The organism is Pseudomonas sp. 3JA (assembly GCF_036961705.1).
GTDB classification, from domain to species: domain Bacteria; phylum Pseudomonadota; class Gammaproteobacteria; order Pseudomonadales; family Pseudomonadaceae; genus Aquipseudomonas; species Aquipseudomonas fluorescens_Q.
This window is the reverse complement of record NZ_JBAMDJ010000009.1, coordinates 161,112-186,407: the sequence shown is the minus strand read 5'-3', so window position 1 is coordinate 186,407 and position 25,296 is coordinate 161,112. Positions and strand designations below refer to the sequence as shown.

24 protein-coding genes, 1 pseudogene and 1 riboswitch are annotated in these 25,296 nt (G+C 59.9%); of the genes and pseudogenes, 12 read left to right on the top strand and 13 right to left on the bottom strand.

Going from position 1 to position 25,296, the window contains the following annotated elements:
• Positions 1 to 38 precede the first annotated feature (38 nt).
• Positions 39 to 872, bottom strand: a complete 834-nt coding sequence (locus V7773_RS09910; RefSeq protein WP_063325210.1) for an EamA family transporter — start codon at positions 870 to 872, stop codon at positions 39 to 41.
• 194 nt (positions 873 to 1,066) lie between these two features.
• Here V7773_RS09910 and V7773_RS09905 point away from each other — a divergent pair, with 194 nt between their 5' ends.
• Both V7773_RS09905 and V7773_RS09900 read left to right on the top strand, forming a co-directional pair.
• Positions 1,067 to 2,227, top strand: coding sequence for an MFS transporter (locus V7773_RS09905; RefSeq protein WP_336073234.1), 1,161 nt, complete (start codon positions 1,067 to 1,069; stop codon positions 2,225 to 2,227).
• A 244-nt stretch (positions 2,228 to 2,471) separates the two neighbouring features.
• Entirely contained in the window at positions 2,472 to 4,538 is a 2,067-nt protein-coding gene (locus V7773_RS09900; protein WP_336073233.1) for a patatin-like phospholipase family protein, read from the top strand.
• Positions 4,539 to 4,577: 39 nt separating this feature from the next.
• Here the strand turns inward: V7773_RS09900 and V7773_RS09895 are convergent, their stop codons facing one another.
• Both V7773_RS09895 and V7773_RS09890 read right to left on the bottom strand, forming a co-directional pair.
• Positions 4,578 to 5,459, bottom strand: a complete 882-nt coding sequence (locus tag V7773_RS09895) for a formate/nitrite transporter family protein (RefSeq protein WP_092345254.1) — start codon at positions 5,457 to 5,459, stop codon at positions 4,578 to 4,580.
• An 87-nt stretch (positions 5,460 to 5,546) separates the two neighbouring features.
• A complete protein-coding gene (locus V7773_RS09890; RefSeq protein ID WP_003206420.1) occupies positions 5,547 to 5,948 on the bottom strand; it encodes an acyl-CoA thioesterase in 402 nt (133 codons plus the stop codon).
• 191 nt (positions 5,949 to 6,139) lie between these two features.
• A riboswitch (S-adenosyl-L-homocysteine riboswitch) is annotated at positions 6,140 to 6,247 on the top strand.
• Positions 6,248 to 6,270: 23 nt separating this feature from the next.
• Here V7773_RS09890 and ahcY point away from each other — a divergent pair.
• From ahcY to V7773_RS09870, 4 genes and pseudogenes are all read left to right on the top strand, one after another.
• Entirely contained in the window at positions 6,271 to 7,680 is a 1,410-nt protein-coding gene (gene ahcY, locus V7773_RS09885) for an adenosylhomocysteinase (RefSeq protein WP_336073231.1), read from the top strand.
• 184 nt (positions 7,681 to 7,864) lie between these two features.
• Positions 7,865 to 8,710, top strand: coding sequence for a methylenetetrahydrofolate reductase [NAD(P)H] (metF, locus tag V7773_RS09880; RefSeq protein ID WP_092150742.1), 846 nt, complete (start codon positions 7,865 to 7,867; stop codon positions 8,708 to 8,710).
• A 210-nt stretch (positions 8,711 to 8,920) separates the two neighbouring features.
• Positions 8,921 to 9,702: pseudogene (locus tag V7773_RS09875) on the top strand (substrate-binding periplasmic protein).
• Between the two features lie 261 nt (positions 9,703 to 9,963).
• Positions 9,964 to 11,841 carry a DEAD/DEAH box helicase gene (locus V7773_RS09870; RefSeq protein ID WP_336073230.1) on the top strand — a complete coding sequence of 626 codons (1,878 nt, stop codon included), beginning with the start codon at positions 9,964 to 9,966 and terminating at the stop codon, positions 11,839 to 11,841.
• Positions 11,842 to 11,910: 69 nt separating this feature from the next.
• On the opposite strand, the gene V7773_RS09865 is transcribed toward V7773_RS09870, so the two are convergent.
• Positions 11,911 to 12,507: a YceI family protein gene (locus V7773_RS09865; protein WP_336073229.1), complete on the bottom strand. Its 597-nt coding sequence runs from the start codon at positions 12,505 to 12,507 to the stop codon at positions 11,911 to 11,913.
• Positions 12,508 to 12,539: 32 nt separating this feature from the next.
• The gene (locus tag V7773_RS09860; RefSeq protein ID WP_336073228.1) at positions 12,540 to 13,091 is read right to left on the bottom strand and encodes a cytochrome b; all 552 of its coding nucleotides are present in this window, start codon (positions 13,089 to 13,091) and stop codon (positions 12,540 to 12,542) included.
• A gap of 341 nt (positions 13,092 to 13,432) precedes the next feature.
• Between V7773_RS09860 and V7773_RS09855 the strand changes: the two genes are divergently transcribed.
• Entirely contained in the window at positions 13,433 to 13,939 is a 507-nt protein-coding gene (locus tag V7773_RS09855) for a hypothetical protein (protein ID WP_336073227.1), read from the top strand.
• Positions 13,940 to 14,642: 703 nt separating this feature from the next.
• Here the strand turns inward: V7773_RS09855 and V7773_RS09850 are convergent.
• Positions 14,643 to 14,831 carry a hypothetical protein gene (locus V7773_RS09850; RefSeq protein WP_336073225.1) on the bottom strand — a complete coding sequence of 63 codons (189 nt, stop codon included), beginning with the start codon at positions 14,829 to 14,831 and terminating at the stop codon, positions 14,643 to 14,645.
• On the opposite strand from V7773_RS09850, the gene V7773_RS09845 reads away from it, so the two are divergent.
• Both V7773_RS09845 and cynR read left to right on the top strand, forming a co-directional pair.
• Complete coding sequence (locus tag V7773_RS09845) at positions 14,830 to 15,054, top strand: hypothetical protein (protein WP_336073224.1); 225 nt, start codon at positions 14,830 to 14,832, stop codon at positions 15,052 to 15,054. The genes V7773_RS09850 and V7773_RS09845 overlap by 2 nt on opposite strands.
• An 88-nt stretch (positions 15,055 to 15,142) precedes the next feature.
• Positions 15,143 to 16,093 (top strand): transcriptional regulator CynR, encoded by a 951-nt coding sequence (gene cynR, locus V7773_RS09840; RefSeq protein ID WP_336073222.1) that lies wholly within the window; start codon positions 15,143 to 15,145, stop codon positions 16,091 to 16,093.
• A gap of 14 nt (positions 16,094 to 16,107) precedes the next feature.
• On the opposite strand, the gene V7773_RS09835 is transcribed toward cynR, so the two are convergent.
• From V7773_RS09835 to cynS, 3 genes are all read right to left on the bottom strand, one after another.
• A complete protein-coding gene (locus tag V7773_RS09835) occupies positions 16,108 to 16,767 on the bottom strand; it encodes a carbonic anhydrase (RefSeq protein WP_336073220.1) in 660 nt (219 codons plus the stop codon).
• Positions 16,768 to 16,809: 42 nt separating this feature from the next.
• Entirely contained in the window at positions 16,810 to 17,058 is a 249-nt protein-coding gene (locus V7773_RS09830) for a DUF2790 domain-containing protein (protein WP_336073219.1), read from the bottom strand.
• Between the two features lie 94 nt (positions 17,059 to 17,152).
• Complete coding sequence (cynS, locus tag V7773_RS09825; protein ID WP_336073217.1) at positions 17,153 to 17,620, bottom strand: cyanase; 468 nt, start codon at positions 17,618 to 17,620, stop codon at positions 17,153 to 17,155.
• Positions 17,621 to 17,847: 227 nt separating this feature from the next.
• On the opposite strand from cynS, the gene V7773_RS09820 reads away from it, so the two are divergent.
• Positions 17,848 to 18,348 carry a GNAT family N-acetyltransferase gene (locus tag V7773_RS09820; protein ID WP_336073216.1) on the top strand — a complete coding sequence of 167 codons (501 nt, stop codon included), beginning with the start codon at positions 17,848 to 17,850 and terminating at the stop codon, positions 18,346 to 18,348.
• Positions 18,349 to 18,506: 158 nt separating this feature from the next.
• Here the strand turns inward: V7773_RS09820 and V7773_RS09815 are convergent, their stop codons facing one another.
• On the bottom strand, positions 18,507 to 19,736 hold the full coding sequence (locus V7773_RS09815; protein ID WP_336073215.1) for an MFS transporter: 1,230 nt from the start codon (positions 19,734 to 19,736) through the stop codon (positions 18,507 to 18,509).
• Between the two features lie 148 nt (positions 19,737 to 19,884).
• Here V7773_RS09815 and V7773_RS09810 point away from each other — a divergent pair, with 148 nt between their 5' ends.
• Positions 19,885 to 20,817: a LysR family transcriptional regulator gene (locus V7773_RS09810; RefSeq protein WP_336073249.1), complete on the top strand. Its 933-nt coding sequence runs from the start codon at positions 19,885 to 19,887 to the stop codon at positions 20,815 to 20,817.
• A gap of 23 nt (positions 20,818 to 20,840) precedes the next feature.
• Here V7773_RS09810 and V7773_RS09805 read toward each other — a convergent pair whose 3' ends face one another.
• Together V7773_RS09805 and V7773_RS09800 are read right to left on the bottom strand one after the other, a co-directional pair.
• Positions 20,841 to 21,239, bottom strand: coding sequence for a VOC family protein (locus V7773_RS09805; protein ID WP_336073214.1), 399 nt, complete (start codon positions 21,237 to 21,239; stop codon positions 20,841 to 20,843).
• Between the two features lie 91 nt (positions 21,240 to 21,330).
• Positions 21,331 to 22,287, bottom strand: coding sequence for a DMT family transporter (locus V7773_RS09800; RefSeq protein ID WP_336073213.1), 957 nt, complete (start codon positions 22,285 to 22,287; stop codon positions 21,331 to 21,333).
• A 74-nt stretch (positions 22,288 to 22,361) separates the two neighbouring features.
• Between V7773_RS09800 and V7773_RS09795 the strand changes: the two genes are divergently transcribed.
• Positions 22,362 to 23,216, top strand: a complete 855-nt coding sequence (locus V7773_RS09795) for a LysR family transcriptional regulator (RefSeq protein WP_336073212.1) — start codon at positions 22,362 to 22,364, stop codon at positions 23,214 to 23,216.
• Between the two features lie 164 nt (positions 23,217 to 23,380).
• Here V7773_RS09795 and V7773_RS09790 read toward each other — a convergent pair whose 3' ends face one another.
• Positions 23,381 to 25,087 (bottom strand): amidase, encoded by a 1,707-nt coding sequence (locus V7773_RS09790; RefSeq protein ID WP_336073248.1) that lies wholly within the window; start codon positions 25,085 to 25,087, stop codon positions 23,381 to 23,383.
• Positions 25,088 to 25,296 lie beyond the last annotated feature (209 nt).

Sequence of the window (25,296 nt, the reverse complement as noted above, 5' to 3'; positions counted from 1 at the left end):
CTTTGAGTTTTATAGAAAATCGCGAGTTCGGGCGCCGGTCAGAACTTCATCACCAGCATGCCAACCAACACCAGCCCGCAGGCTAAGAGCCGCGGCAAACCAAAAGGTTCTTTCAAGTAACGCATGCCGAACAGCACCACCAGGATCACGCTGATCTCCCGCAGGGCCGCCGCTTCGGCAATCGACCCCAGCTGCATGGCCCACAGCACCAGAGCGTAGCTGAATAACACGCAGAATCCGACCGCCAATCCCAGCCGCCACTGCTCACGCCAGAACCGCATGAACGCCGGCCGCTTGCCCACCAACGCCAGCAACGGGAATGGCCAGGCGCTGAGCAGCGTGACCCAGACCAGGTAATCCAGCGGATGGGACCAGCGTCGCAAGGCATGGCCGTCAATGAAGGTGTAGCAACCGATGCACAGGCCGATCAGCGCCACCACCGGCAGCATCGACCAGGGCAACCGCGCCCCGCCACCGCCCTGCCATAACAGGCAGAGCATGCCGAACGGGATCAGCAGGATGCCGAAGATTTGCTGGGTCGTCAGCGCTTCACCGGCAAAGATGAAAGTCAGGGCCAGCACCACCAGCGGCGACAGGCCGCGCATCAGCGGATAGACCAACCCCAGGTCGCCGACCCGATACGCCTGGATCAGCAAATAGCGATACAGCAGCTCGAACGCCGCCGAAGCCAGGATCCACGGCCAGATCGCCAACGGCGGCAGTGCCACGAAGCCCAGGGCCAAGGCGACGAACAGCAACGCAACGCTGTCCATGCAAGCCACCACCAGCAAACGCTCGCCGCTGAACTTGATCAGCGTATTCCATGCCGCATGCAACAGCGCCGCTACCAACACCAAGGCCGTTGCAAGCACGGCACGCTCCTTATCCATTCAGAGAATTGATTCGCCATCCATCGGCAGCCGTTTATACTGCTAGCGACCACGCCGCACTCAGTTGCGCATAAGCCTATTCCAATAATTCTGCTGCTGTCCTGTTCGTTCGAACCAGGACGCCGGCATGCGTATGCCTGATCAGAGCGTCAAGACTACAGACAGAGACCCTGCGCATGCCACTCGCCTTGCTTGCTTTGGCCGTCGCCGCTTTCGGCATCGGCACGACTGAATTCGTCATCATGGGCCTGTTGCCCGATGTCGCCCGTGACCTGGCCGTGAGCATTCCCCAGGCCGGGCTGCTGATCACTGGCTACGCCCTGGGCGTGGTGTTCGGTGCGCCGATCCTGGCGATTGGCACCGCCAACATGCCACGCAAGGCCACGCTGCTGGGCATGACCCTGATGTTCATCCTCGGCAACGTGCTCTGCGCCCTGGCGCCGAACTACGCCACGCTGATGGCCGCCCGGGTCATCACCGCGCTGTGTCACGGCGCCTTCTTTGGCATCGGTTCGGTGGTGGCGGCCGGATTGGTGGCGCCGAACAAACGGGCCCAGGCGATTGCGATGATGTTCACCGGCCTGACCCTGGCCAATGTGCTGGGCGTACCGCTGGGCACAGCCTTGGGCCAATACGCCGGCTGGCGCTCGACCTTCTGGGCGGTGTCGGTGATCGGGGTGATCGCAGCCATTGCCCAATGGGTCTGGCTGCCCAAGGACATCCCCATGGACAAAGCCAACCTGGCCAGCGAATTCAAGGTCCTGGGCAAGGCCAACGTATTGCTGGCCCTGGGCATGAGCGTGCTGGCCTCCACCAGCCTGTTCAGCGTATTCACCTACATCGCGCCGATCCTGCAAGACATTACCGGCGTCAGCCCCCATGGCATCACCGTCATGCTGCTGTTGTTCGGGGTCGGCCTGACGGCGGGCAGCTTCCTCGGCGGACGCCTGGCCGACCGCCGCCTGCTGCCCTCGCTGGTGGGCATGGCCCTGGCTGTGGTGCTGGTGCTCGCCGCGTTCAGCCAGACCAGCCAGTCGGTGATTCCGGCGGCGATCACCCTGGTGTTGTGGGGCATCTTCGCCTTCGCCCTGTGCCCGATCCTGCAATTGCTGATCATCGACCAGGCCTATGAGGCGCCGAACCTCGGCTCGACCCTGAACCAGAGCGCCTTCAACCTCGGCAACGCGGCCGGGGCATGGATCGGTGGGTTGGTGGTGGCCAGTGGGGCTGACTTGGCGGACTTGCCGTGGACGGGGGCCGCTGTCGGCGGCCTCACGGTAATGACGGCCTTGTTCTTTATTCATCGACAACGACGCTTGGCGGCAATCGCTGTCTGAGCATGTAGGAAATTTGCCCCAGCACCTCGATGAAAGGGCGGCACGTTCAGTAGGGTCTCAACCCAGATCCGTGCGGGCTGTTTTACCTGCCCGCCAAAAAGCCCATTCCAGAGCGCTCGTTTCGAAATCATGCGAGCGCCGTTCGCGGACGGCTGATGTTTTTCCAATTGAGTAATGACGCAATCTGCCTTCAGGTTTTGTTTACAGTTCGCGCCTCCGCCCTAGGTACAAGGAACGAACCTGAATGCCCATATCCCCGATCGTCCTTTCTTTCCCTACCGGTCAGAAGCCCATCCAGACATCGCCAGAAGTCGTCGACAATGTATATGACGGTCGCGACTTCGATTGCGAGAACAACGTACTAGCGAACCTGAAAAACCCACGCGTACTGGTACGCGGCGCGACTGAACAGTCGATAACCATCGTCGAACATGACGATGGTGTCGTACTCATTATTGGTCGCCCCCCTATCGGTCGATTGGCCATGAGTGGGGGTGGCGTCAAGGGAGCCGCCTTCTCCGGCGCCATCGAGGCACTCGAAGCCACGGGTATCATGAAGTCTATCCATACGATTTCAGGATCCTCCGCAGGGGGCCTATCGGCCGCTCTGCTGGCCAGCGGAATGAACCATAAGGGCTTCGACCGGATCTCTGACGATATTTCCCTTATTCAATTGCTCGACAGTGATAAGCCTGACGTTCAAGCCGAGCAGAGAGAGTGGTCGCGGATGGGCAAGAACATGAAAGCCCTCCCCATGGTGCAACTGCTTTGCGATCTATTGCCACGCCTGGGTACCAAAGGTACGGAGCTGGAAAAGCTGATCAGGGAAGAATCCTGTGCGGCGTTCCTGGCGTTGTGTAAAAACAAGACAGGGCTTACCCAGTTAGCGCAAGAGGCTATTGCCAATGTGCAGACGCGCAATTATGTCACCTTCCGCGACCTGGAGATCCTGAGCAAGGAGGTCAAGGAGATCAAGGCCCTGGAGATCACCGGCACCGCCATGTTCAAGGAAGGCGCGCAACGGGTGGTTTTCAGTGCGAAGCTCACCCCCGACATGGACATCGCCAAGGCTGCGCATATCTCCGCAGCGCTGCCGATCGTATTCAGCAAACCGACCGAGCAAGGGCTGCCGTTCCAAGAAAGGAAGGAGGAAGGCAGCGATGAAGGCATCGATGAGGTCACGGCATTTGCCGATGGCGGTATCCTGCGCAACACACCGATCCACGGACTCGACGACCCCGTGACCAGCATGAGCCCGATACCGGATGAGGAGTCGTTGATTCTCGTATTCGAGTCGGTACCCGCCAAGGAAAGCACGCACGGCACAGGTCTATCGGCCTTGGCCGACTGGTTCCTTGGAGCCCCTCATGCGGCGAGCTCTGCCCACGATGCCAAACGAATGGAAGATTTCGAGGAGCAGACCGTCACCGTGCCACTGAACACCGAGGAAGGCGATCGCCGTGGAATGCTCAGGGGAACACTCGCCTTCGACATATCCGAGGAGAGCAAGGACTATCTTCAGGAAGAGTTGCGCAAGGAGACCTTGAAACATTTGGACAAGCGTGGCGCCGCACGAAAAACCCATCACTTCCCTTCGCACGACGCCGCCCTGCTGGCATTGAATGACAAGCTGTTCATCCAGTTAGGTGCGCAGTTGGAAGGCAACGAAACCTATGCCGAGGTGAAAGCCTTCAGACAGGCTGCGCTGACAGCACTGTCGGAACTGAAAGTCGCGATCAAGCCCTCCGGCCTTGAGCCGACCCCGGAGCTACGCAACGCCATTCTGAACCTCGACGTCGTGGCGGATACTCTCGACAAGGTGGAGTGGCTGGCGAAACGCATCACTCACGACAACGATCCGGATTTCATGTACTTGCTTCAGGCTGCTGTTCGTTGGGATCGCGAAGCTTCTGACGCAGCTCGCCGAGCCGTAGAGAAACTGAACCTCGGAAATGATCAGGACCTCATCCAGCACCTGCAGGCCGCGGCTCGCAGGGAAATCCGCGCATCCGCTCATACCCCCCAGGTGATCCGCCAGGCCGTCGAGGAAATGAATAGACGGGACATCGCCACCCGTGCCGCTAACGTCGTGCAACACGTGCTGTACCGCTCGCTCTTTCGCGGCGGCCAGCCTGGCTCGAACATCACACTGTTGAGTCGCGCCATTCACGATCTAAAGGATGTACAAAACAAATACGCGTTCAACAACGTACTCCTGCGGGTCATCCACAAATACAAGTCGCGCTCTACGGGATTGTCCAACCCCAAATCAACCACCATCAATGATCTGCGCGAAAGATTGATCCACTGACGGCCCACACACGCCGGGAGCCCGCGATCAGGCTCCCGTTCATTCCGAGTCGTTGCGCTGTTTTACCGGATCTAACGGCTTGCCTTTGGGTGGTCCTACTTCACTACGAATCTGCGCATGGCTGATCAGCGCAAAAATAAAGCTACCACCGATGATATTCCCCGCCAACGTCGGTCCGGCGAACACCATCCAGAAGTCCTCCCACGACAACTGCCCGGCAAAGACCAGATACGACACCTCGGCCGAGCCGACGACGATGTGGGTGAAATCCCCCAGCGCCATCAGGTAAGTAATCAGAGTGATGATCCACATCTTGGCGCTTTCCATGGATGGGATCATCCAGACCATGGTGGCGATCATCCAGCCGGAAATGATGCCCTTGGCGAACATCTGGCCAGTGTCGTTCTCCATGACCTTGCGGCCGATCTCCAGGAAGGCCTGGTCGGTGCGCGGGTCGAAAATCGGCAGGTGCAGCATCACGTAGGCCACCAGCAAGGTGCCACACAGGTTGCCCACCAGCACCACGCCCCAGAGCCGCAACAGCCGACCGAAGTTGCCCAGGGTGGGTTTGCTCATGATCGGCAGCACGGCGGTCAGGGTGTTTTCGGTGAACAACTGCTGGCGGGCGAGGATCACCGCGAGAAAGCCGGCGCAGTAACCGAAACTGGCGATCACCTTGAAGCCTTCGTGGTCCGGCAACCGGGAGTTGAGCAAGCCCATCGCCATCAGCGACAGGCCCATGGTCAACCCAGCCGCCAGGGCCGACCACCAGAGCGCGGCGATACTGCGCTCCAATTCCTGATTGCCCTGGGTGCGGATGATTTCATGCAGCACCGCAGCCCGTGGCGGCTGGTTGCGGTCGACTTCGTGTTGCTCCTGGGCCGAAAGGTCAGGGGTCTTGCCTTCTTCATGGGTGTCCATACAGCTCCTGAACCGGTGGCGTGATGTACCTACGACACGCGGCGTTCGGCGCTGTTCAGTCACCTGGGCCTGAAACCGCCATCGATCTCACTCGACGACAGCATCCTTGAACTGATCCTTGACGTACTTGATCTCGGTCCGTCCGTGAGGCGCCGGCAAGCCGTCTTCGCCGAGGTTGACGAAGACCATCTTCTCCACGGTCAGGATGCTCTTGCGGGTGATTTTGTTGCGCACCTCGCAGGTCAGGGTAATGGAAGTACGGCCAAACTCGGTGGCGGTGATGCCCAGCTCGATGATGTCGCCCTGGCGCGAAGCGCTGACGAAATTGATTTCCGAGATGTACTTGGTGACCACGCGCTGGTTACCCAGCTGGACGATGGCGTAGATCGCCGCCTCCTCGTCGATCCAGCGCAACAGGCTGCCCCCGAACAGCGTGCCGTTGGGGTTGAGGTCTTCGGGCTTGACCCATTTGCGGGTGTGGAAATTCATGATCACTCCTGAGCGTCTGGCCGATGAATGCCTGCATCATGGCAGACCGGGCCGCCTGGCTCTACGTCGCGGGCCCTATAACGGTCATCGGCAATTTTGATTTGTCGACAGAAACCCTTTTGGAAGATCCGATTAGCCCGTTATAATCGCCCCCGCTTTACCCGGTCCACACTTTGGACCGTTCCCGCCACCTGTCCGAGGGGCGCTGCAGCAGGCTCGACCTGTCAGGCTCGGATGGGGCGTTGTTTGTACGGGGGCTCCCCGCACGGACACTAAACGCACAACGGCGCCCATTCGCATACATTACGAATGGAGGCTCTTCATGAGCGCTGTTATCACGCCTGCCGCTTTTACCGATTACAAAGTCGCCGATATGTCCCTGGCTGCCTGGGGCCGTCGCGAAATCATCATCGCCGAATCCGAAATGCCAGCCCTGATGGGCCTGCGTCGCAAGTATGCCGGCGAGCAACCGCTCAAGGGCGCGAAGATCCTCGGCTGCATCCACATGACCATCCAGACCGCCGTGCTGATCGAGACCCTGATTGCCCTGGGTGCCGAAGTGCGTTGGTCGTCCTGCAACATTTTCTCGACCCAGGACCAGGCCGCTGCCGCCATTGCCGCTGCCGGCATCCCGGTATTCGCCTGGAAAGGCGAGACTGAGCAAGAGTACGAATGGTGCCTGGAGCAAACCATCCTCAAGGATGGCCAGCCATGGGCCACCAACATGATCCTCGACGACGGCGGCGACCTGACCGAGCTGCTGCACAAGAAATACCCGGCCGTGCTGGAAAACGTCCACGGCGTGACCGAAGAAACCACCACCGGCGTCCACCGCCTGCTGGACATGCTGGCCAAGGGCGAGCTGAAAATCCCGGCCATCAACGTCAACGACTCGGTGACCAAGAGCAAGAACGATAACAAATACGGCTGCCGTCACAGCCTCAACGACGCCATCAAGCGCGGCACCGACCACCTGTTGTCGGGCAAGCAGGCGCTGGTGATCGGCTACGGTGACGTAGGCAAGGGTTCGGCCCAGTCCCTGCGTCAGGAAGGCATGATCGTCAAGGTGTCGGAAGTCGACCCGATCTGCGCCATGCAAGCCTGCATGGACGGTTTCGAGCTGGTTTCGCCATTCATCGACGGGATCAACGACAGCACCGAAGCCAGCATCGACAAAGCACTGCTGGGCAAGATCGACCTGATCGTGACCACCACCGGCAACGTCAATGTCTGTGATGCCAACATGCTCAAGGCCCTGAAGAAGCGCGCCGTGGTCTGCAACATCGGCCACTTCGACAATGAAATCGACACTGCTTTCATGCGCAAGAACTGGGCATGGGAAGAAGTGAAGCCACAGGTCCACAAGGTGCACCGCACCGGCACCGGCAGCTTCGACCCGCAGAACGATGACTACCTGATCCTGCTGGCCGAAGGCCGCCTGGTCAACCTGGGCAACGCCACCGGCCACCCAAGCCGCATCATGGACGGTTCGTTCGCCAACCAGGTCCTGGCCCAGATCTTCCTGTTCGGCCAGAAATACGCCGACCTGTCGCCCGCCCAGAAAGCCGAGCGCCTGACCGTGGAAGTACTGCCCAAGAAACTCGACGAAGAAGTAGCCCTGGAAATGGTCCGTGGTTTCGGCGGCGTGGTCACCAAGCTGACCAAGCAGCAAGCTGACTACATCGGCGTGACCGTCGAAGGTCCGTTCAAGCCGCACGCCTACCGCTACTGATCGGCGCTGCTCCCCTGTGGGAGCGAGCTCTTTTGTGGGAGCGAGCCTGCTCGCGATGCAGACACCTCGATCTGACTGTCAGACCGAGGTGATGCTAATCGCGAGCAGGCTCGCTCCCACATAAGCCCGCCCCCACTAGGGATATGCAAGCCTTACCGGCCTACGAGTTTCCAAGGATATGACCATGTCCCAAGACCGTCGCTACAGCTTCGAGTTCTTCCCCACGAAGACCGATGCTGGGCATGAAAAACTGATCGCCACTGCCCGTCAGCTGGCCAGCTACAACCCCGACTTCTTCTCCTGCACCTATGGCGCCGGCGGCTCGACCCGTGACCGCACCCTGAACACCGTGTTGCAGCTTGAAAGCGAAGTCAAAGTCCCGGCCGCCCCTCACCTGTCTTGCGTGGGTGACAGCAAGGACGACCTGCGAAGCCTGCTGACCCAGTACAAGGCCGCTGGCATCAAGCGCATCGTTGCCCTGCGCGGCGACCTGCCGTCAGGCATGGGCATGGCCAGCGGCGAGCTGCGCCACGCCAATGACCTGGTTGAGTTCATTCGCGAAGAAACTGGCGAGCACTTCCATATCGAAGTCGCGGCATACCCGGAAATGCACCCCCAGGCGCGCAATTTCGAAGACGATTTGCGCAACTTCGTCCGCAAGGCCAATGCTGGCGCCAACAGCGCGATCACCCAGTACTTCTTCAACGCCGACAGTTATTTCTACTTCGTCGAGCGCATACGCAAGTTGGGCGTCGACATTCCTGTGGTACCGGGGATCATGCCGATCACCAACTACAGCAAGCTGGCGCGCTTCTCCGACGCCTGCGGTGCAGAAATCCCACGCTGGATCCGCAAGCAACTGGAAGCTTATGGTGACGACACGTCGAGCATCCAAAGCTTCGGCGAGGAAGTCATCACGCAAATGTGCGAGCGATTGTTGCAAGGTGGAGCCCCGGGGCTGCACTTCTATACCCTGAACCAGGCCGAAGCCAGCCTGGCGGTATGGAACAACCTCAAGCTGCCGCGTTAACAGCCAATACCGTGGTACAAAAGGCCCTGGTGAAAACCAGGGCCTTTTTTTATCCAGTTGTCGTGAGGGTCTTCGGCCCCGAATGGATGTGTTTGCCTCGGGACAAATACCGCGAAGCCTTCGATCTGCACCGACTGCAAGTAAAAGGCAACTAAGGCGCGAGCCAGAGCGCTCTAGCTATTTGAGGAGTTCTCGTCGTAACCTCAGGCCATGCCCGTTATTGCCCGGTTACTGACAGCCCTTCTCCTCTTGTGCCTGAGCATGACTGCCCGGGCCGAGAAGTTGCGCATTGTCACCGAACCCTGGGCCCCGTATGTCTACGAAGAGAACGGCAAGATGCTGGGCCTGGACTACGAAACCACGGCCATTGTCTTCAAGCGCCTGGGTATCGACGTGGAATGGCAGTTCCTGCCGTGGAAGCGTTGCCTGGTGATGCTGGAGCAGGGGTTGGCGGACGGTGCGCTGGACATTTTCCACAGCGATGAACGCGATGCCATGCTGCTTTACCCCAGCGAACCGCTGTCGGACGTAGAGTTCGTGATGTTCTACGCCAATGCCCGGCCCCATCCGTTTCGCACGCTCGATGACCTGCGCGGCCTGACCGTCGGCACCTCACCCGGTTATCTCTACAGCCAGGCCTTCAGTGAGTCGACCCTGTTCACCCGGGAAACGGCGCCAACCCACGAAGCCAATTTCGGCAAGTTGCAGTTGGGACGCATCGACCTGCTCATCACCGACCGCAGGGTGGGCCGACATGTGCTCGAACACATGCAGTTGGGCGACCAGATTACCGAAAACCCGATGGTCGTGAGCCGCCAAAGCCAATACCTGGCGGTGCGGCGCAACGCCGGGATGGATTTGCTGGTGCAACGCTTCAGTGCCGAACTCAAGCGTTTCAAGCGCGAACCCGCCTATGCCGAACTGAGCGCCCGCTACGGTGCCGGCCCAGTGGCCAAGGTCATCTCACCCGGCCTGGGTCAACGTTGAAATAAACCGTTGAGCAGCAGGAAAGCGGCGCACGGCGTTTGCTCTGTTATACTCCGGCCTTCCCGCCAGGCTCACGCCCGGACGCCCGGTCTTGCAAAAGGCATCCCGACACCGCTACAGCGCAGCTTCCAGCCCGCGCGAGCCCTGTCCGGACCCGTCTTTCAGACCCGGCAGGACCGGACGGGATGACGTTTCCATGTTGAACGTCATTCGCGCCAGGCAAGACTATCCCATTGGGCCAGGCCCTCACTAAAACAGGATTACTCATGTCCTTTGCTTCCCTCGGTCTCTCCGAGGCTTTAGTCGGCGCCATCGAAGCCGCCGGCTATACCCAGCCTACCCCCGTGCAACAGCGGGCCATTCCCGCCGTGTTGCAAGGTCGCGACCTGATGGTCGCGGCGCAGACAGGCACTGGTAAAACCGGTGGTTTCGCCCTCCCGATCCTGGAGCGGTTGTTCCCCAACGGTCACCCAGACAAATCCCAGCGTCACGGTCCGCGCCAACCACGCGTACTGGTCCTGACCCCGACCCGCGAACTGGCCGCCCAGGTGCACGAGAGCTTCAAGGTTTACGCTCGTGACCTGAAGTTCGTCAGTGCCTGCATTTTCGGCGGCGTCGGCATGAACCCTCAGGTCCAGGCCATGTCCCGTGGCGTCGACGTGCTGGTGGCGTGCCCCGGTCGCCTGCTGGACCTGGCTGGCCAGGGCAGCGTCGATCTGTCCCACGTTGAAATCCTCGTGCTGGACGAAGCCGACCGCATGCTCGACATGGGCTTTGTCCATGACGTGAAGAAAGTGCTGGCCCGCCTGCCTGCCAAACGCCAGAACCTGCTGTTTTCGGCGACGTTCTCCAAGGACATCACCGACTTGGCTGGCAAGCTGCTGCACAACCCGGAGCGCATCGAAGTCACGCCACCGAACACCACGGTCGAGCGCATCGAGCAACGCGTCTTCCGCCTGGCGGCCAGCCACAAGCGTGCCCTGCTGGCGCACCTGATTACCGCCGGTGCCTGGGAACAGGTCCTGGTGTTTACCCGCACCAAGCACGGCGCCAACCGCCTGGCCGAGTACCTGGACAAGCATGGCCTGCCGGCTGTGGCGATCCACGGTAACAAGAGCCAGAACGCCCGCACCAAAGCCCTCGCCGACTTCAAGGCCGGCGAAGTGCGCATCCTGGTGGCCACCGACATCGCGGCCCGTGGCCTGGACATCGACCAACTGCCTCACGTGGTCAACTTCGAACTGCCGAACGTCGATGAAGACTATGTGCACCGTATCGGCCGTACCGGCCGGGCCGGTCGTTCGGGCGAAGCGATCTCGCTGGTTGCGCCGGACGAAGAGAAGCTGCTCAAAAGCATCGAACGCATGACCAAGCAGAAAATCGCCGACGGCGACCTGATGGGCTTCGATGCCAGCACGATCGAGGCCGAGAAGCCTGAAGTGCGTGAACGTCCGGACGTGCGCAACCCGCGCAATGCCCGCGGCCCACGCGGCGACGGTCCGAATGGCGGCGGTGGCGGCGGTCGTAAGGACAAAGGCAAGGATAAGGGCAAGGAAAAATCGGCCAGCACCAGCAATAGCAATGGCCGTGGCGAACGCCCAGCCCGCGAGCAGAAGCCTCGCGAAGGTACGCCGGCCCGTGAGCAGCAACGCCCGGCTCCACGCGCCGCAGCCGATCGTGCCCCGGACGAGTTCCTGGACGACGATGTCGATAACTTCGGTAACCGTGTCGACTATGTGCCGCAGCAGAAACCGGCCCAGGGTCGCGGTCGCCGCCCAGGTGCCCCGGCGCAAGGCGCAGGTGCGACTACAGGTGCACCGCGCAGCGGCCAGCCACAGGGTCGCCAGAACGGTCCACGCAACAGCAACGGCTCGTCCACTGGCACTCCGCCGGCCAAGCGCAGCGGCCCGCGCAATGGTGCCCCTCGTGACGGCCAGGCCCGCCGCGAAGACACCCGCCCGCGCCGCCCGGCCCGTGACGACCAGCCTCGCCAGGAACCCGCCGTACAGGCCCCGCGTGGCAACCAGCCAAAGATCATGCACAAGGAGTCCAAAGCCGACCGCTTCCCGACACCTGAACAGCTGGATCAACTGCCAAGCCGTCCACGGGGCGAAAAACCGGCATTGCTGACGCGCAATCGCTGAGTTTTCCCAAGCCGTAAAAAAACGCCCCCGATCGCAAGATCGGGGGCGTTTTTTTGTCGGGCGCGAAAGTTACTTCGCTTTGACACCTTCAAACGAGACGTACAGTTCGACCGCATCGGAGGTTGGACCCAGGTCTTTCTGCTTGCCGAAGTCCGAACGCTTGATGCTGGTGGTGCCTTCGAAGCCGGCACGGTAGCCGCCCCATGGGTCCTTGCCTTCACCCAGGAACGTAGCCTTGACCACCACTGGCTTGGTCACGCCCAACAGGGTCAGGTCACCGGTCACGTCCGCAGTTTCTTTGCCATCGGCGTTTTTACCGGTGGATTTGACGCTGGTGGAAACGAAGGTGGCCTTGCCGAACTTGCTCACGTTCAGGAAGTCGCCGCTGGCAATGTGCTTGTCACGCTCAGCGTGATTGGTGAATACGCTGGCGGTATTGACGTTGAACTCGATCTTGCTGGCTTCAGGCTTGGCGGCGTCGAAGCTGAACTTGCCGTCGATGTCCTTGAAGGTACCCGTGATGTAGCTGTAGCCCAGGTGGCTGATCTTGAAGTCGACGAAGGCGTGCTGGCCTTCCTTGTCGACCACGTAGTCGGCAGCCATGGCCTGTCCGGCCGACAGCAGGGCGGAACCAATTGCCAGGGCGGCGAGCGTCTTTTTCAACATGCTTTCTATTCCTTTGGAGTCGAGGTTGAACATCAGGCTTGGCGTCCCAGCATGCGCTTGAGGGTCGCGTCACGGTCGATAAAGTGGTGTTTCAATGCTGCCAACGCATGGAGGCCGGAAAAAATGACCAACGCCCATGCCAGGTACAGATGAATCTGGCCAGCGACGTCTGCCTGATCGGGCAGTCCGGACACCAGCGCGGGTACTTCGAACAAACCAAACACCGGAATCCCGACACCGTCTGCGGTGGAAATCAAGTAACCGGCAATCATCACGGCGAACAACCCGAGATACAGGGCGCTATGACCGAGCTTGGCGCCTGCACGGGTGAGGCGTCCGTAGGTTGGCAGGGTCGGCGGTGGCGGGCTGACAAAACGCCAGATCACCCGCAGCAACATGACCGCCAGCAGCACCAGGCCAATGCTCTTGTGCAGGTCCGGCGCGTCTTTGCGCCAGGTGCTGTAGTAATCCAGGCCGACCATCCACAGGCCCAGGGCGAACAACCCGTACACCACCAGCGCAATGCCCCAGTGCAGGGTGATACTGACCCAGCCATAGCGAGAAGAAGAGTTGCGTAGCTGCATTGCTCATATCCTGTAAAAACTGCGACCAAGACTAGCGAGTTATCCATCGATTTAAAGCGGAAATTTTCGCTTTGAAATATCGAGAAATACGATGATCAGTCTGGAGGGGGTGGGTTAAGGAAAGATTAAACGGAAATGGCGGGTGTGATGGCAAGAAGGCAGGCAGCCATGGGATGGCCGCATGGATCTCATCGCGAGCAAGCTCGCGCCCACAGGAGACCACGCTGGAGCCGTCATCGTGATTAAAATTTTTTGCCCACGCAATATATATGTATCGCCTTTTCCGTTTTTACCCTTGATTAAATGCGAGCTTCAATATTCATTGAACAAAGGTAAAAAACATGGCTGTTCCTTACACTCCATTTCGAGCAAGTGGCTCGCCGTTGCTGCCTCCCAATCAAACAATGTCACCGGGGCAGTACCTCCAGTCTCCAAATGGGCGATTTCGATTGGTATTGCAGGTTAATGGAAACCTGGTCATCAAAGATGGTGAAGCCGTAGTCTGGGTTGCAGATGGCAATCAACGCTATAGTGCAACCTTGTATCCAAAGAGAATGCGAGAGCCTCTGCAATTTGTAATCGCTAATAGTGGCTTTCTTTATGATCCATCCAGAAGACGCTTATGGATTGCTGAAAGTAGCCATAGCAGGGACAAGTCGCTTTGGTACAACGCTTGTATGGTCATTCAGGATGACGGCAACCTGGTCATCCATGACAGGCGAACGGGAAAGCTATGCTGGGCTCGCTTTGGCTTCGTCCCGGGACGTATGTCCAAGCCAAAGCGGGTCAAAATTTTATTTGAGGACTTTGAAATTAAAACTTGGTCGTTTTCACTGCCGCCTCTCTAGAGTCACTTATTGACGCACTCAGGCCTGTAAGGATCCATGTCGCATCTATAAACTAATTGAGGATCGTGCTTTTTCAGCACCATACGACCATCAGCAGTGCAACCACTGACACCGAATACTGCCAGTAGCATTAAAGCCGCTATCAACTTCATATTAACTCCAGCTTTACGAGGTGAAAATTATGAATTATTAGTTTACCGAGCACTCAGACCTATATGGATCGATGGAGCATTTTTGTACTAACTGCGGATCTCTTTTTGGAATCATTGGAATTTTCAAAGGATCCCGGCATTCGCCATACACACATCCTTATATCGAAGCCAATACGACCACTGCCATTAGTATTTTCATACGCGCTTCTGTTTTTTGGAGGAGCCTAGACTTATGGCTTGGTAAGCGCTATCGCCTGCTTCCGGTTAAAGGGTGGGAAGTTTCCGATATATCGCCGAGGCGTGTAGGACGTCGCGCTTATCAAGCGGCGCCGATACGCTTGATGCGGGATAAAAAAACGCGGCCCTTGGGCCCATGTGGTTCATTTGAGAAAAATGATGGAGCTGTGGCGAGGGAGCTTGCTCCCGCTCGGCTGCGAAGCAGTCGTAAACCGGCGGGTGCGGTGTGTCTGATGCTCCGCATTTGGCAGGTTTTGGGGCCGCTTCGCGGCCCAGCGGGAGCAAGCTCCCTCGCCACGGCTTTGTCGATAGCCTTAAGTGAACAGCATTGCAACGACACCGGGGCTTTTTTGACTGCCCGGGGCGATTGTTTCAGATGGCGCAATCAAGTCATCCGACTCCTGGGCATTCTCTAAAAACTGTTCGCCAGTGAAACTGATCCCAGAAGCGAACGACCGTTTCGGGTCGTCGCAGCGTTCTCCCTTCTCCAGGAGATTTCCCATGATCGACGTCACCTGCACCGGCAACCCTTGGTCGGACACCTCTGTCGCGATTCATCAAGAATACGAAGGCGGATTCCTGTTGCCCCAGTTGATGGGCGCCCTGGCCAGCGAGTCCTCAGCACCGGTTTCTAACGTCCTGTGCCAGCCGCGTACGAACGGCGCCATGCTGGCGAAGGCGAGCGCTTTTGTGATGTGGGCGTTGAGGCTAACGCCGACCCGCTAAACGCAACGCTGAGCCTGTGGCGGATGTGGACGCGACATGTCCCCTATACAATGCATCGCAATTACCCAAGCTCCAGGTGGTGGTTCCGATGTTGCTACGTCACTTGCGCTATCTGTTGGCGGTCGCTGACCATGGTGGTTTCACGCGTGCCGCCGAGGTGCTGCACGTGTCGCAGCCGACCCTGTCGCAACAGATCCGGCAACTCGAAGAAACCCTCGGGGTGAGTCTGTTCGACCGCACGTCTCGCACGGTCAGGCCCACGGATGCCGGGGCGGCCTATATCGAATGCGCCCGACGGGTGCTGGTGGAGCTGGCCGCCGGCAAGCGCGCGCTGCACGACGTCAAGGACCTGTCCCGCGGTAGCTTGAGGCTGGCCATGACCCCGACGTTCATGGCTTACCTGGTCGGGCCGCTGGTGCGCGACTACCGCGCGCGATACCCGAATATCCATCTGCAAATCTTCGAATTGTCGATGGTTGATATCGAGGAGGGCTTGGCGAATGACACGTTAGACATCGCCATCGCATTCGATCAGGTCAGGAGCGCCGATATCGAATCGATCCCGGCGTTCACCGAAACCCTGGGGCTGATGGTGGGGCGCAATCACCCGTTGTATGACTGCCAGGCCGCGCTGACGGCTGAGCAGGTCGGGCAACTGGAGTTCGCCTTGTTGAGCCCGGACTTTGCCACCCGTACGTGCATCGACGACTACTTCGTCCAGGCTCGGATCACGCCCAAGGTGAGCATTGAGGTCAATTCGGTCAGCACGTTGCTGGAAGTGATCGGGCATTCGGCCGTCGCCACCATTCTTCCGGAACCCATCGCCACCCAGGAGCGCGCGCTGCGCAAGCTGGCGCTGCAGGACGCGGCGCCCCGGCGTGGAGCTTCGTTGTTGCGGCGCAAGAACAACTATCACAGCGCGGCGTCTGTGGCTTTCTTGGAGACACTGTTGCACGGGGTGGATGGCTTTGGGGCCGCTGCGCAGCCCAGCGGGAGCAAGCTCCCTCGCCACCGTGATCGAGGTGGGCAACGGCCCTAGGCCAGGCAGCACCCTCAAGCGGCAGTCGAAGTCCGGGCCGGTACGGCACAAGCCTGGGGGTTGTCCGCCAAGGGCCTGAAGCTGCGATTGTCGACGTCCAGGGCGTCGATGGAGCCGGTTTCGATGTCATAGACCCAGCCGTGCAAGTTGAGCAAGCCTTTCTCCTGGGCTAGCCGCACACTCGGGTGCGTCTGGATGTTCGCCAATTGGGCGATGACGTTTTCACGCACCATCGAACTGACTTTCGCCGTGTCATCGACGTGAGGCCGTGACTCATTGATGACCCGTGCCGACTCGGCGTGTTGCAGCCAACCGCTGACCGCCGGCAAGTGATTCATGCAGGCGCATTTGGCGACGGCGGTCATGGCACCGCAATCGGAATGACCACAGATCACGATATCCCTCACGCCCAGCACCGCGACGGCATATTCCACCGTCGCTGAAACACCGCCCGGGTGCGGGCTATAGGACGGCACGATGTTGCCGGCATTACGGATCACGAACAGTTCGCCGGGTTCCTGCTGGGTCAGCAGCTCCGGCACAACGCGGCTGTCGGAACAGGTGATGAATAACGTGCCCGGGTGTTGCGTGGTAGCCAGGTGTTTGAACAGGTCCGTCCGTTGTGGAAAGACCTCCTGCTGGAACTTCAGGAAACCTTCGATCAGCGCTTTCATGCTGCTTGCCTCCAATGAATAGGGTGGTTGCCCAGCCGGGTATCAGTTCGTGCAGCCGGTGCCGATCAGGTTGTATTCAAGAATGTGGGTTTCGCCTTTGGAATCGCGATAGGTCATTTGCACTGGCGTCGGACCGCAGACATCGGCGGGGGTGGTGATATTCAACACCTGGGCGATGTCCAGATGCATGCCGTAGGCATAGGAAACGACCTCCGCAGGTGCGGTGGATGGTTGGGCATGGGCCGACAGCGAGGCGGTCAGCGACAGGGTCAGAAACAGGAATTTTTTCATGAGTCATGCTCCACGCAAGAATGAGTAGTGAGTTCAAATCAGCAATAAGTTGTTTGCAGCGAAGCCCCAGGTTCGCCTGGGGCCAGCGGGACGATCAGAACGGACGCAGGGGCAGGAACTTGCCGTCCAGCGTGATCACCGCACGCGAGCCGCCTTCAGGGTCTTCGACTTTCTTGATGTCGAGCTTGAAGTTGATCGCGCTGATGATGCCGTCGCCGAACTGCTCATGAACCAGGGCCTTGAGAGTGGTGCCGTAGATCTGGATCATTTCGTAGAAGCGATAGATCGTCGGATCGGTCGGCACGCCAGCGAGGCTGCCGCGCAGGGGAATGATCTGCAGACGGGCGACCGAATCAGCGGTCAGGTCCAGCTTCTCGCCAATCACCTTGGCCGCGTGTTCCGGCAATGGATGCTGGCCGAGCAGGGCGGCGGTGACGTAGGCAAGGCTCAGGCCGGTGCCATCGGCCAAGTCCTGCCAGGACAGGTGCTGGCGCGCCTTGGCATCCAGCACTTCGGTGGTCAGGGCCAGGCTGATGTCGTTGTAGGCGTGGGACTGTTGCATGGCGTAGTTCCTATCGGTTTGGATCGGGTTGATGTCGCTTGGTTGAAGCCATCATCTGCCGCTTTAGCTATAGCGTCCAAGACCGATATGCAATGCAATGTATTGGTGTTGCCTATGGGTTGGGGCCCATGTTGTCGAGTGATAAATCCTGTAATTGTTGACCTGTACTAATCTGTTGGCAGGCACGGTAGAAGTAGTCATTTAACTAGCCAGCAGAGATATCACGAATGACGAATCATGAAACCGATGTAGGCAGAGCCAATGAGGCCGACCTAGACGGGATCCTGGAGCTTCAGGCCGCGAATCAGATGGCCCGCGGCGGCTCGCTTTCTGCGAGCCTGCCAAGGGCCCGTGTGGCAGCGATGATGCAGGAAATGCCTCTGATTGTTGCGCGTCGAGAGGGTCGTATCACCGGTTTCCTGATGACTACTACGCGGGCGATGAATGCCGACCTGCCGATCGTACAAGCGATGTTCGCCGCTTATCATGGAGCGCCGGATGCCTATGTCTATGGCCCGATTTGCGTGGGCGAGGCGGAGCGTGGCAAGGGTTTGGCCCAGCGAATGTTCGCGGAGCTCCGGCGACTCGAGCGGGGGCGTGAAGGTATTCTTTTCATACGCAAGGACAATGAACCCTCGCTCCGTGCGCATTTGAAAATGGGTATGAAAGAAGTTGCTTCCTTTCCATTCAATGGGTTCGATTTTGCCGTTTACTCGTACATCGGTTAGACACGGAAAGCACCGATAATCGATCACCTGAGCGGCAGAAAGAGCGCGGTAATGCCTTGATCGCTTCGCCGTTAGGCACGATGGGTTGGTCCCCGCACATAAATCCAGGCGATAGTGTTCCGATGGCGTGGTGCGCGGGTCGGCGTGAAAGACTTGTATCACATCTTGGCCGGCGACTTGATCAGCCGACAAGTTCCCAGGAAATAAAACACACCACCGGCAACAATGAACAGGGCGAGCATGTAGAAGATGTAGTGAGGTGGCTGCGTTGCCAATACGACGCCACACAGCACCGGCCCGGAGGCGGCGCCGAGGTTGCCGAGATTCTGCGCCGCGTAGTACATGCCGCGCAGGTGGTCGGGCGCGATGTTGTCGATGAACATGTATTCAGTGGGGAAGACGATGATCTCTCCAACCGTGAACACCGCCATGGCGATCACCCAGAGCAGGAGGGTGTCGGCCACCGCGAAGCCGGCCAGGCCGAGGATGAACAGACTCAGCCCCGCTGCCAGCCACAGGTTCAGATGACGGTGGGAAATCTTTCGGCCAATGACGTATTGCAGGCTGATCACCATCAGCGCGTTGGTCGTCACAAGGGCGCTGATGATGCGGTAGGTGGACTGAGCTGTTGTAGTGACCACCAGGTACTGGGAGAGATAGGCCGTGAACTGGCCGAAGACCACCGCGCTGAGCAGGCCGCCGAGGGTGAAGCACACTAAGCGGTAATCGCGCAGCAGAAGCTTGCCCACGGCCAGGAAGGGCACGGGTTTAGCGCTTTCGCGAGCCAGCTCGCTCCTACAGTGGCTCGCATCGACGACCGCCAGGTCTCTGTCGCCCCAGACAAAATAAACCAGGCAGAACCCGGCACCCAGCATGCAGGACAATAGAAATGGCAAGCTGATGTCCAGATCGGCTATTCCCGCCCCGAGAAATGGCCCAACGGCATAGCCGATGTTGGTCAGGGTGTATTTGATCGAGAACGCTTCGCTGCGCTCGGCCACCGCGAGCAAGCTGCCGAATCCTGCCTTGACCGCGATATCGATGACGGCATAAGCCAGGTTGATCAGCACCAGGCAGCTGTAGAACAGCCAGAGATCGCGAGCCAGAAACGTTCCGAGAAACCCCGCCGTGAATAATCCGCTGAACACCAGAATGAGTCGGTAACTGGACACGTTGTCCACCAGGAAGCCACCGTAGAGGCTCAACAGGGAACCGATGATCAATGTGCTGCCGATCACCAGGCCGATGTCGGCAACGTTCAATCCAAAGTTGCCCGACAGGTAGATGACCAGGTAGGGCAGTGTGATTGCCCGGGCCAGCGTCAGTATGAGTGACGCCGAGAGCAGCAGATTGACTGACGCGGGGTAGTTTTTAAGGGTGGCGAGCATCCTTGCCTCATACGACCGGAGATGTTTATAGGGACCAGCGTCGTCGCGCGGACGGACACACGGCAACCAAGCTTACTGAGGAAGCCAGTTCTGATTTATGATGCTTTTTCTCCAGTTGATTGAATTCAGTTCATGAATAAGGATGTCCATGTTTTCCTCGGAGCGATTGAAGGGGATCGATGTATTTGTCTGTGTCGCCGAGTCCGGCAGCTTCAAGGCTGCCGCTGAGCGGATGAGCCTGACCAGTTCTGCGATCAGCAAAAGCGTTGCTCGCCTGGAGAGCCGACTTGGGGTTCGACTGTTCGAACGTACGACTCGACGTGTTTCGCTGACGGATGCAGGACGCGCCTTTCTTCGCACTTGCACAGGCGTGCTCGCCGACCTGGAAGAGGCTGAGTGGTCGCTGCACGCTGAAAACACCGAGCCACGTGGCAGAGTTCGGATCGACCTTCCGGGCGCCTTCGGCCGATCCCAGGTGCTGCCTATCGTCTTGCGATGCCTGCAGGACTTCCCGCAACTGGTACCACACCTTTCCTTCTCCGACGGTTTTATCGATCCTGTGCAGGAAGGCGTGGACATCGTGATCCGTTTGGGAGGCGCGGACATTTGGCCGGCCACCTGGGGGCATCGCCACCTTGGCAGCGAATGGCATATTTTCTGTGCGTCCCCTGCGTATCTGGCCAGGCATGGCACGCCCCTGATCGACCTCGATCTGGAACATCACCAGTGCATCGCCTACGGTTGGCCGGATGGAAACGTCAGCCCCTGGAATTTTGCCGGGCATCGGGGCGAAACGCTCAGGAAACAGGTCTCGCCAACGCTGGTGGTGGGCGATGGCGAGGGCCTGGTGATTGCGGTATTGGCGGGTTGCGGTATTGCCCAATTACCGTCCTGGTTGGTCCAGCGGCAACTGGATGAGGGGACGTTGGTTGAAGTGCTGCCGCAGTGGGCAACCGATGGAATGGCGATCAATCTTGCCTGGCAGAAAAACCGTGGGACGCTTCCCAAGGTCGCGGCTTTATTGGACGTGCTGACGGTCAGTTTGACTCGGACGGCAGCAGGGCGGGCGCAACGACTCTAGAAGTTCTGCCTGTGGTGCCACGACTAAGTCGACACCGAATCATGGCAACAGACACAAAGCTTGTTGCCATCGAGATCTCGAAAGTAGGCGCCGTAATAGTCGGGGTGGTAGTGGGGTCTCAAGCCGGGCTCTCCCTCACATGTCCCGCCCAGTACCAATGCTGTCGCGTAGCTGTTCCTCACGGCTTCCCGGCTGGGGGCAAGCAGAGCCACCATTTGTCCGTTGCCGGGTTCGTGCATCTTGCCGTCAAAGGGTTTTCCAATCACGAAAATCGGACGAGGTGAATGCTCGGCAATCCAGCCCGCCCAGCCTTTGTGAGCGTCGCTAAATTTCAATGTCAGGCCCAGCCCGGTCATGACTTTTGAATAGAACACGAAGGCGCGATCAAAATCGCCGATACCTAGAAACACGTGCGAGATCATAATGGCTACCGTTTTGCCTGTGGGCGTGAGGGTTGTTTGAAATTCCAGCCTACGCTGCCACAGGCATCATCCCGCTGCCAAGTCCGGGCGGTTAGTGCTTCGGCTCAGACGCTGGACGCCTGGCCTGCCGGGCTTCGGTGCCAACGACCAGCCAGATGCCAATCCCGGACACCGCCATCCCCGACACCATCTGCCATGAAAGCGGTTCGTCGAACATGACCCAGGCCCAGAGCATCGTAATGGGCGGGCTGAGGTACAGGACGCTGGCGACCCGGGTGGCGGTCGCGCGGCGCAGACACAGCCAGTAGAGCCCATAGCCGCCCATCGTCGACAGGCCCGCAGTCCACAAGACGCTCAGTGCAAAGCCGGTGCTGGGTATCGGGGCGAGGCTGCCATGGGCGGCTTCGACCAGGGCGAAGGCCAGGCCCGAAACGCAACATTGCAGCCACAGGTTAGGCAACAGGCCCAGTGATTGCGCGCAGGGTAGGTATTTCTGCCACAGAGTCGCGACGGCGAGCGAGAGCATGCCAAGCAGCGGCAGGCCATAGGCCCACCAGGGCGCGTTGCCCCACGCCAGCGCGCCTTGGGTCACCAGCATGACGCCGAGCAGGCCGATAAGTAGGCCGGCCCAGACCTGCCAGGCCAGTCGTTGCTTGAGTACGCTCGCAGCCAACAGCGCCAGGCCCATCGGCAGCAGATCAGCGACTAGCGCGGCCAGGCCCGCCGGCACACCCAGCGCAATGCCTTGGGTGATACCGGCCAGGTAGCCCGCCATCGCCAGCAGGCCGATGCCGGCATTTTTCAACAGCACGACGGGCGAGGTTCGGCGCAGCGCTCTGGCGACGAAGGGCAACAGGACGAGTGTGACCACGACGCAACGCCAGAACACCACCAGCAATGCTGGCGCGTAATCAATGGAAAAACGCGCGCCAACGAAGCCGGAGCTCCACGTCAGCAGCAACGCGGCTTCGAGCAGTGGCAATGGAATCAGCCAGTGCCAGTCGGGCTTGGGCAGTGAAGGGCAGTTCATCGATTTAGTCGGGGTCATGACCACAGGCTACGAAACCGACGTAATCTAATAAATCAAAATGTAATGCATCAGTACTTCACGAAGATTGAATCATGACGGCCATACTCGATATCGACTTGATCCGTACCTTTCATGCGGTGGCGCGAATCGGCAAATTCAGTGCGGCGGCAGAACAACTGCACAAAAGCCCGGCGGCGGTCAGCGTGCATATTCAGCGCCTGGAGGCGGTCGCTGGCGGGCGTTTGCTCAACCGGGACAATCAATCGGTATCCCTCACGACGTTGGGCAAGCGTCTGCTCGTGGCGACGACGGAACTGCTGAGCACCCATGACCGGGTGCTGGCCGATCTGCACGGAGCCCGGCTGGCGGGACGCATTACGTTGGGGGTGCCGGATGAATACGCCGAGCATGTCATCCGCGACATCCTCCCGGCCTTCGCCGCCGCGTGGCCCAACGTGGTGCTGGATCTCAAGACCGCGCCAAGCTACGCGTTACGTGACCTGGTGCAGCGCGGCCAGCTCCAGGCAGCGGTCGTTGTGCAGCCGAAGGGGCAGGCCAGTGCTGGAGGGCAAGTGCTGGTTTCCACCACGCCGGTCTGGGTTGGTCCGGTCCACACGACGATGGCCCCGATGGCGCCACTGCCGTTGGCGGTGCATGCGGCGCAATGCCCTTATCGGCAAGCGATGATGGAGGCCCTCAGGCAAAGCGGCCGCAGGACCCGAGTCGTTCTGGAAAGCCCCTCCAACCAGGCCGTCAAGGCGTGTGTGGAAGCGGGGTTGGCGGTCAGCCTGATAGACCGCGCGCGTGTGACAGATGCCATGCAGATCCTCGAAGGCCTTCCGGTCATCAAGGAGCACGAGGTGGTGTTCATGCGAGCCCAGGCGTCACACGGCGATGAGGCCGTGAACCTGCTTTCCCGTGCGATGCAACAGTATTTCCGGCTGTAGAAGCGGTCTAGGGACTGCTGCGCAGCCCAGCGGGAGCAAGCTCCCTCGCCACGGGGTTGCGCCCGTACTCAAAAATGCAGTCGAACGCTGCTTTTTGTGGCGAGGGAGCTTGCTCCCGCTGGGCTGCGCAGCAGCCCCAAGACAAGACCGAGCCTACTAAACGATCAAGCCGACAGCGGCGGCGTCCGCGGCGGGATCAGGCGTTTTGAACCGATCGATTCGAACGCCGAAGCCAGTCGCAATAACGTCGAATCGTCATAGGCGCGGCCAGCGAATGTCAGCCCGACGGGCATGCCGATATCCGCCATGATGCCCATCGGCACGGTGACCGTAGGCACGCCCAGATGGCGGATGGCAAGGTTACCGTTGGCGACCCAGACCCCATTGCTCCAGGCGATATCGGCAGATATCGGGTTAACATCCGCATCCGCCGGCCCGACGTCGGCGACGGTCGGGAAGATCACCGCGTCCAGGCCCAGCCGCTCCATCCAGTCCTCCAGATCGATTCGACGTGTCTGTTCAAGCCCACGCAGGCCGTCGGGCAGGGTCGGGATCTGGTCCCACGGCGTGATGCCCCGCTGGGCCATCTTCACGTACTCATCCATGCCGGCCGCCAGATCATCCTCCCGGTTGGGCAGGGTGCCCGGGTCGTGGGGGAAGATCTTCGGTCCGTCGACGTCGGCCAGGCGATTCAACTTCGGATCGCCGTTGGCCCGCAGGAAGTCATCGAATGCCCAGGCCGACAGGTCCCACAATTCATGGTGCAGGAACTCTTTGGAAACCAGGCCGCGGGTGAATACCGTAGGTGCGCCAGGACGATCGCCCTCGCAGTTGGACACCAGGGGGAAATCCACCTCGACCACTTCGGCGCCACAGGCCTCAAGCGCCTTGCGCGCTTGCTCCCAGAGCTCGATCACCGAGGCGCGGGTGATGATTCGCTGCCCCGTCGGGCCGCCGATACCGGGGGCTTGGGCCGTGCCCGCCTCAGGGTCGGCGTTGATGTACATCCGAGGAACGCCGAACCGAACGCCTGCCAGCGCACTTGGGTTGCTGGCAAGACTCGGATACGAGGCCGGACGAACTGAATCAACGCTCGGAATCGGTACCCAGGGTTGCAGGCGCCACAGGTCGCCACGGGTGTCCGGGTCCTCGGCGACCACCACGTCCAGCACTTCGAGCAGGTCGGCCATGGTCCTGGCGAAGGGCACGACGACGTCCATCGTCGGCGTCAACGGCCAGTTGCCACGCACCGAGATCACCCCGCGCGACGGCGTATACGCGCACAAGCCATTGTTCGACGCTGGACCGCGCCCGCTCGACCAGGTTTCTTCGGCAAGGCCGAACGCCGCGAAACTGGCGGCGGTTGCCGTGCCCGCACCGTTCGAGGAGCCGGAGGCAAACGGCGCGGTGAGGTAGTCGCCGTTGTACGGGCTCTCGGCACGGCCATACACCCCGCGCTGCATGCCGCCGTTGGCCATGGGCGGCATATTGGTCTTGCCCAGGCAGATCGCCCCGGCGGCGCGAAGCCGTTCGATGGTGAACGCATCGCGATAAGCAAGCAGGTCCTTGAACGCCGGGCTGCCGGAAGCGGCAGTGAGCCCCTTGACCAGGTAACTGTCCTTGGCCGTATAGGGAATGCCGTCAAGCGGCCCCAGGGTCTGGCCGCTGGCCCGACGGGTATCGGAGGCCTGGGCCTCTTTCAATGCATCGGGGTTGCGCACCACCACCGCGTTGAGGGCTGTGGGCGTGTCGGGGCCGTCGTAGGCATCGATCCTGGCGAGGTAGGCCTGGACAAGCGCCACCGCGGTCGTCTGGCCCGACTCCAGCGCAGCGCGCAATTGGCCAATGGAGGCTTCGGTGATTTCGATCATGCTGTTAGCGCCGCGGCAGAGGGATTGCGGGGTGTTCGGTTCCATTGAAGCTGCTCCTGAGACTTCAGGTCATCTCAAAGTGGATATTTATCGGACTTGCGCACTGTACTACGGAATAGCGATCAGGGGCAGTCAGGTTTGACCGGACTGCGTCTCGAACGAGCCAAAAATTTGCCACCTTCAGACTTCGTTAAGAAACGGCCTCGATA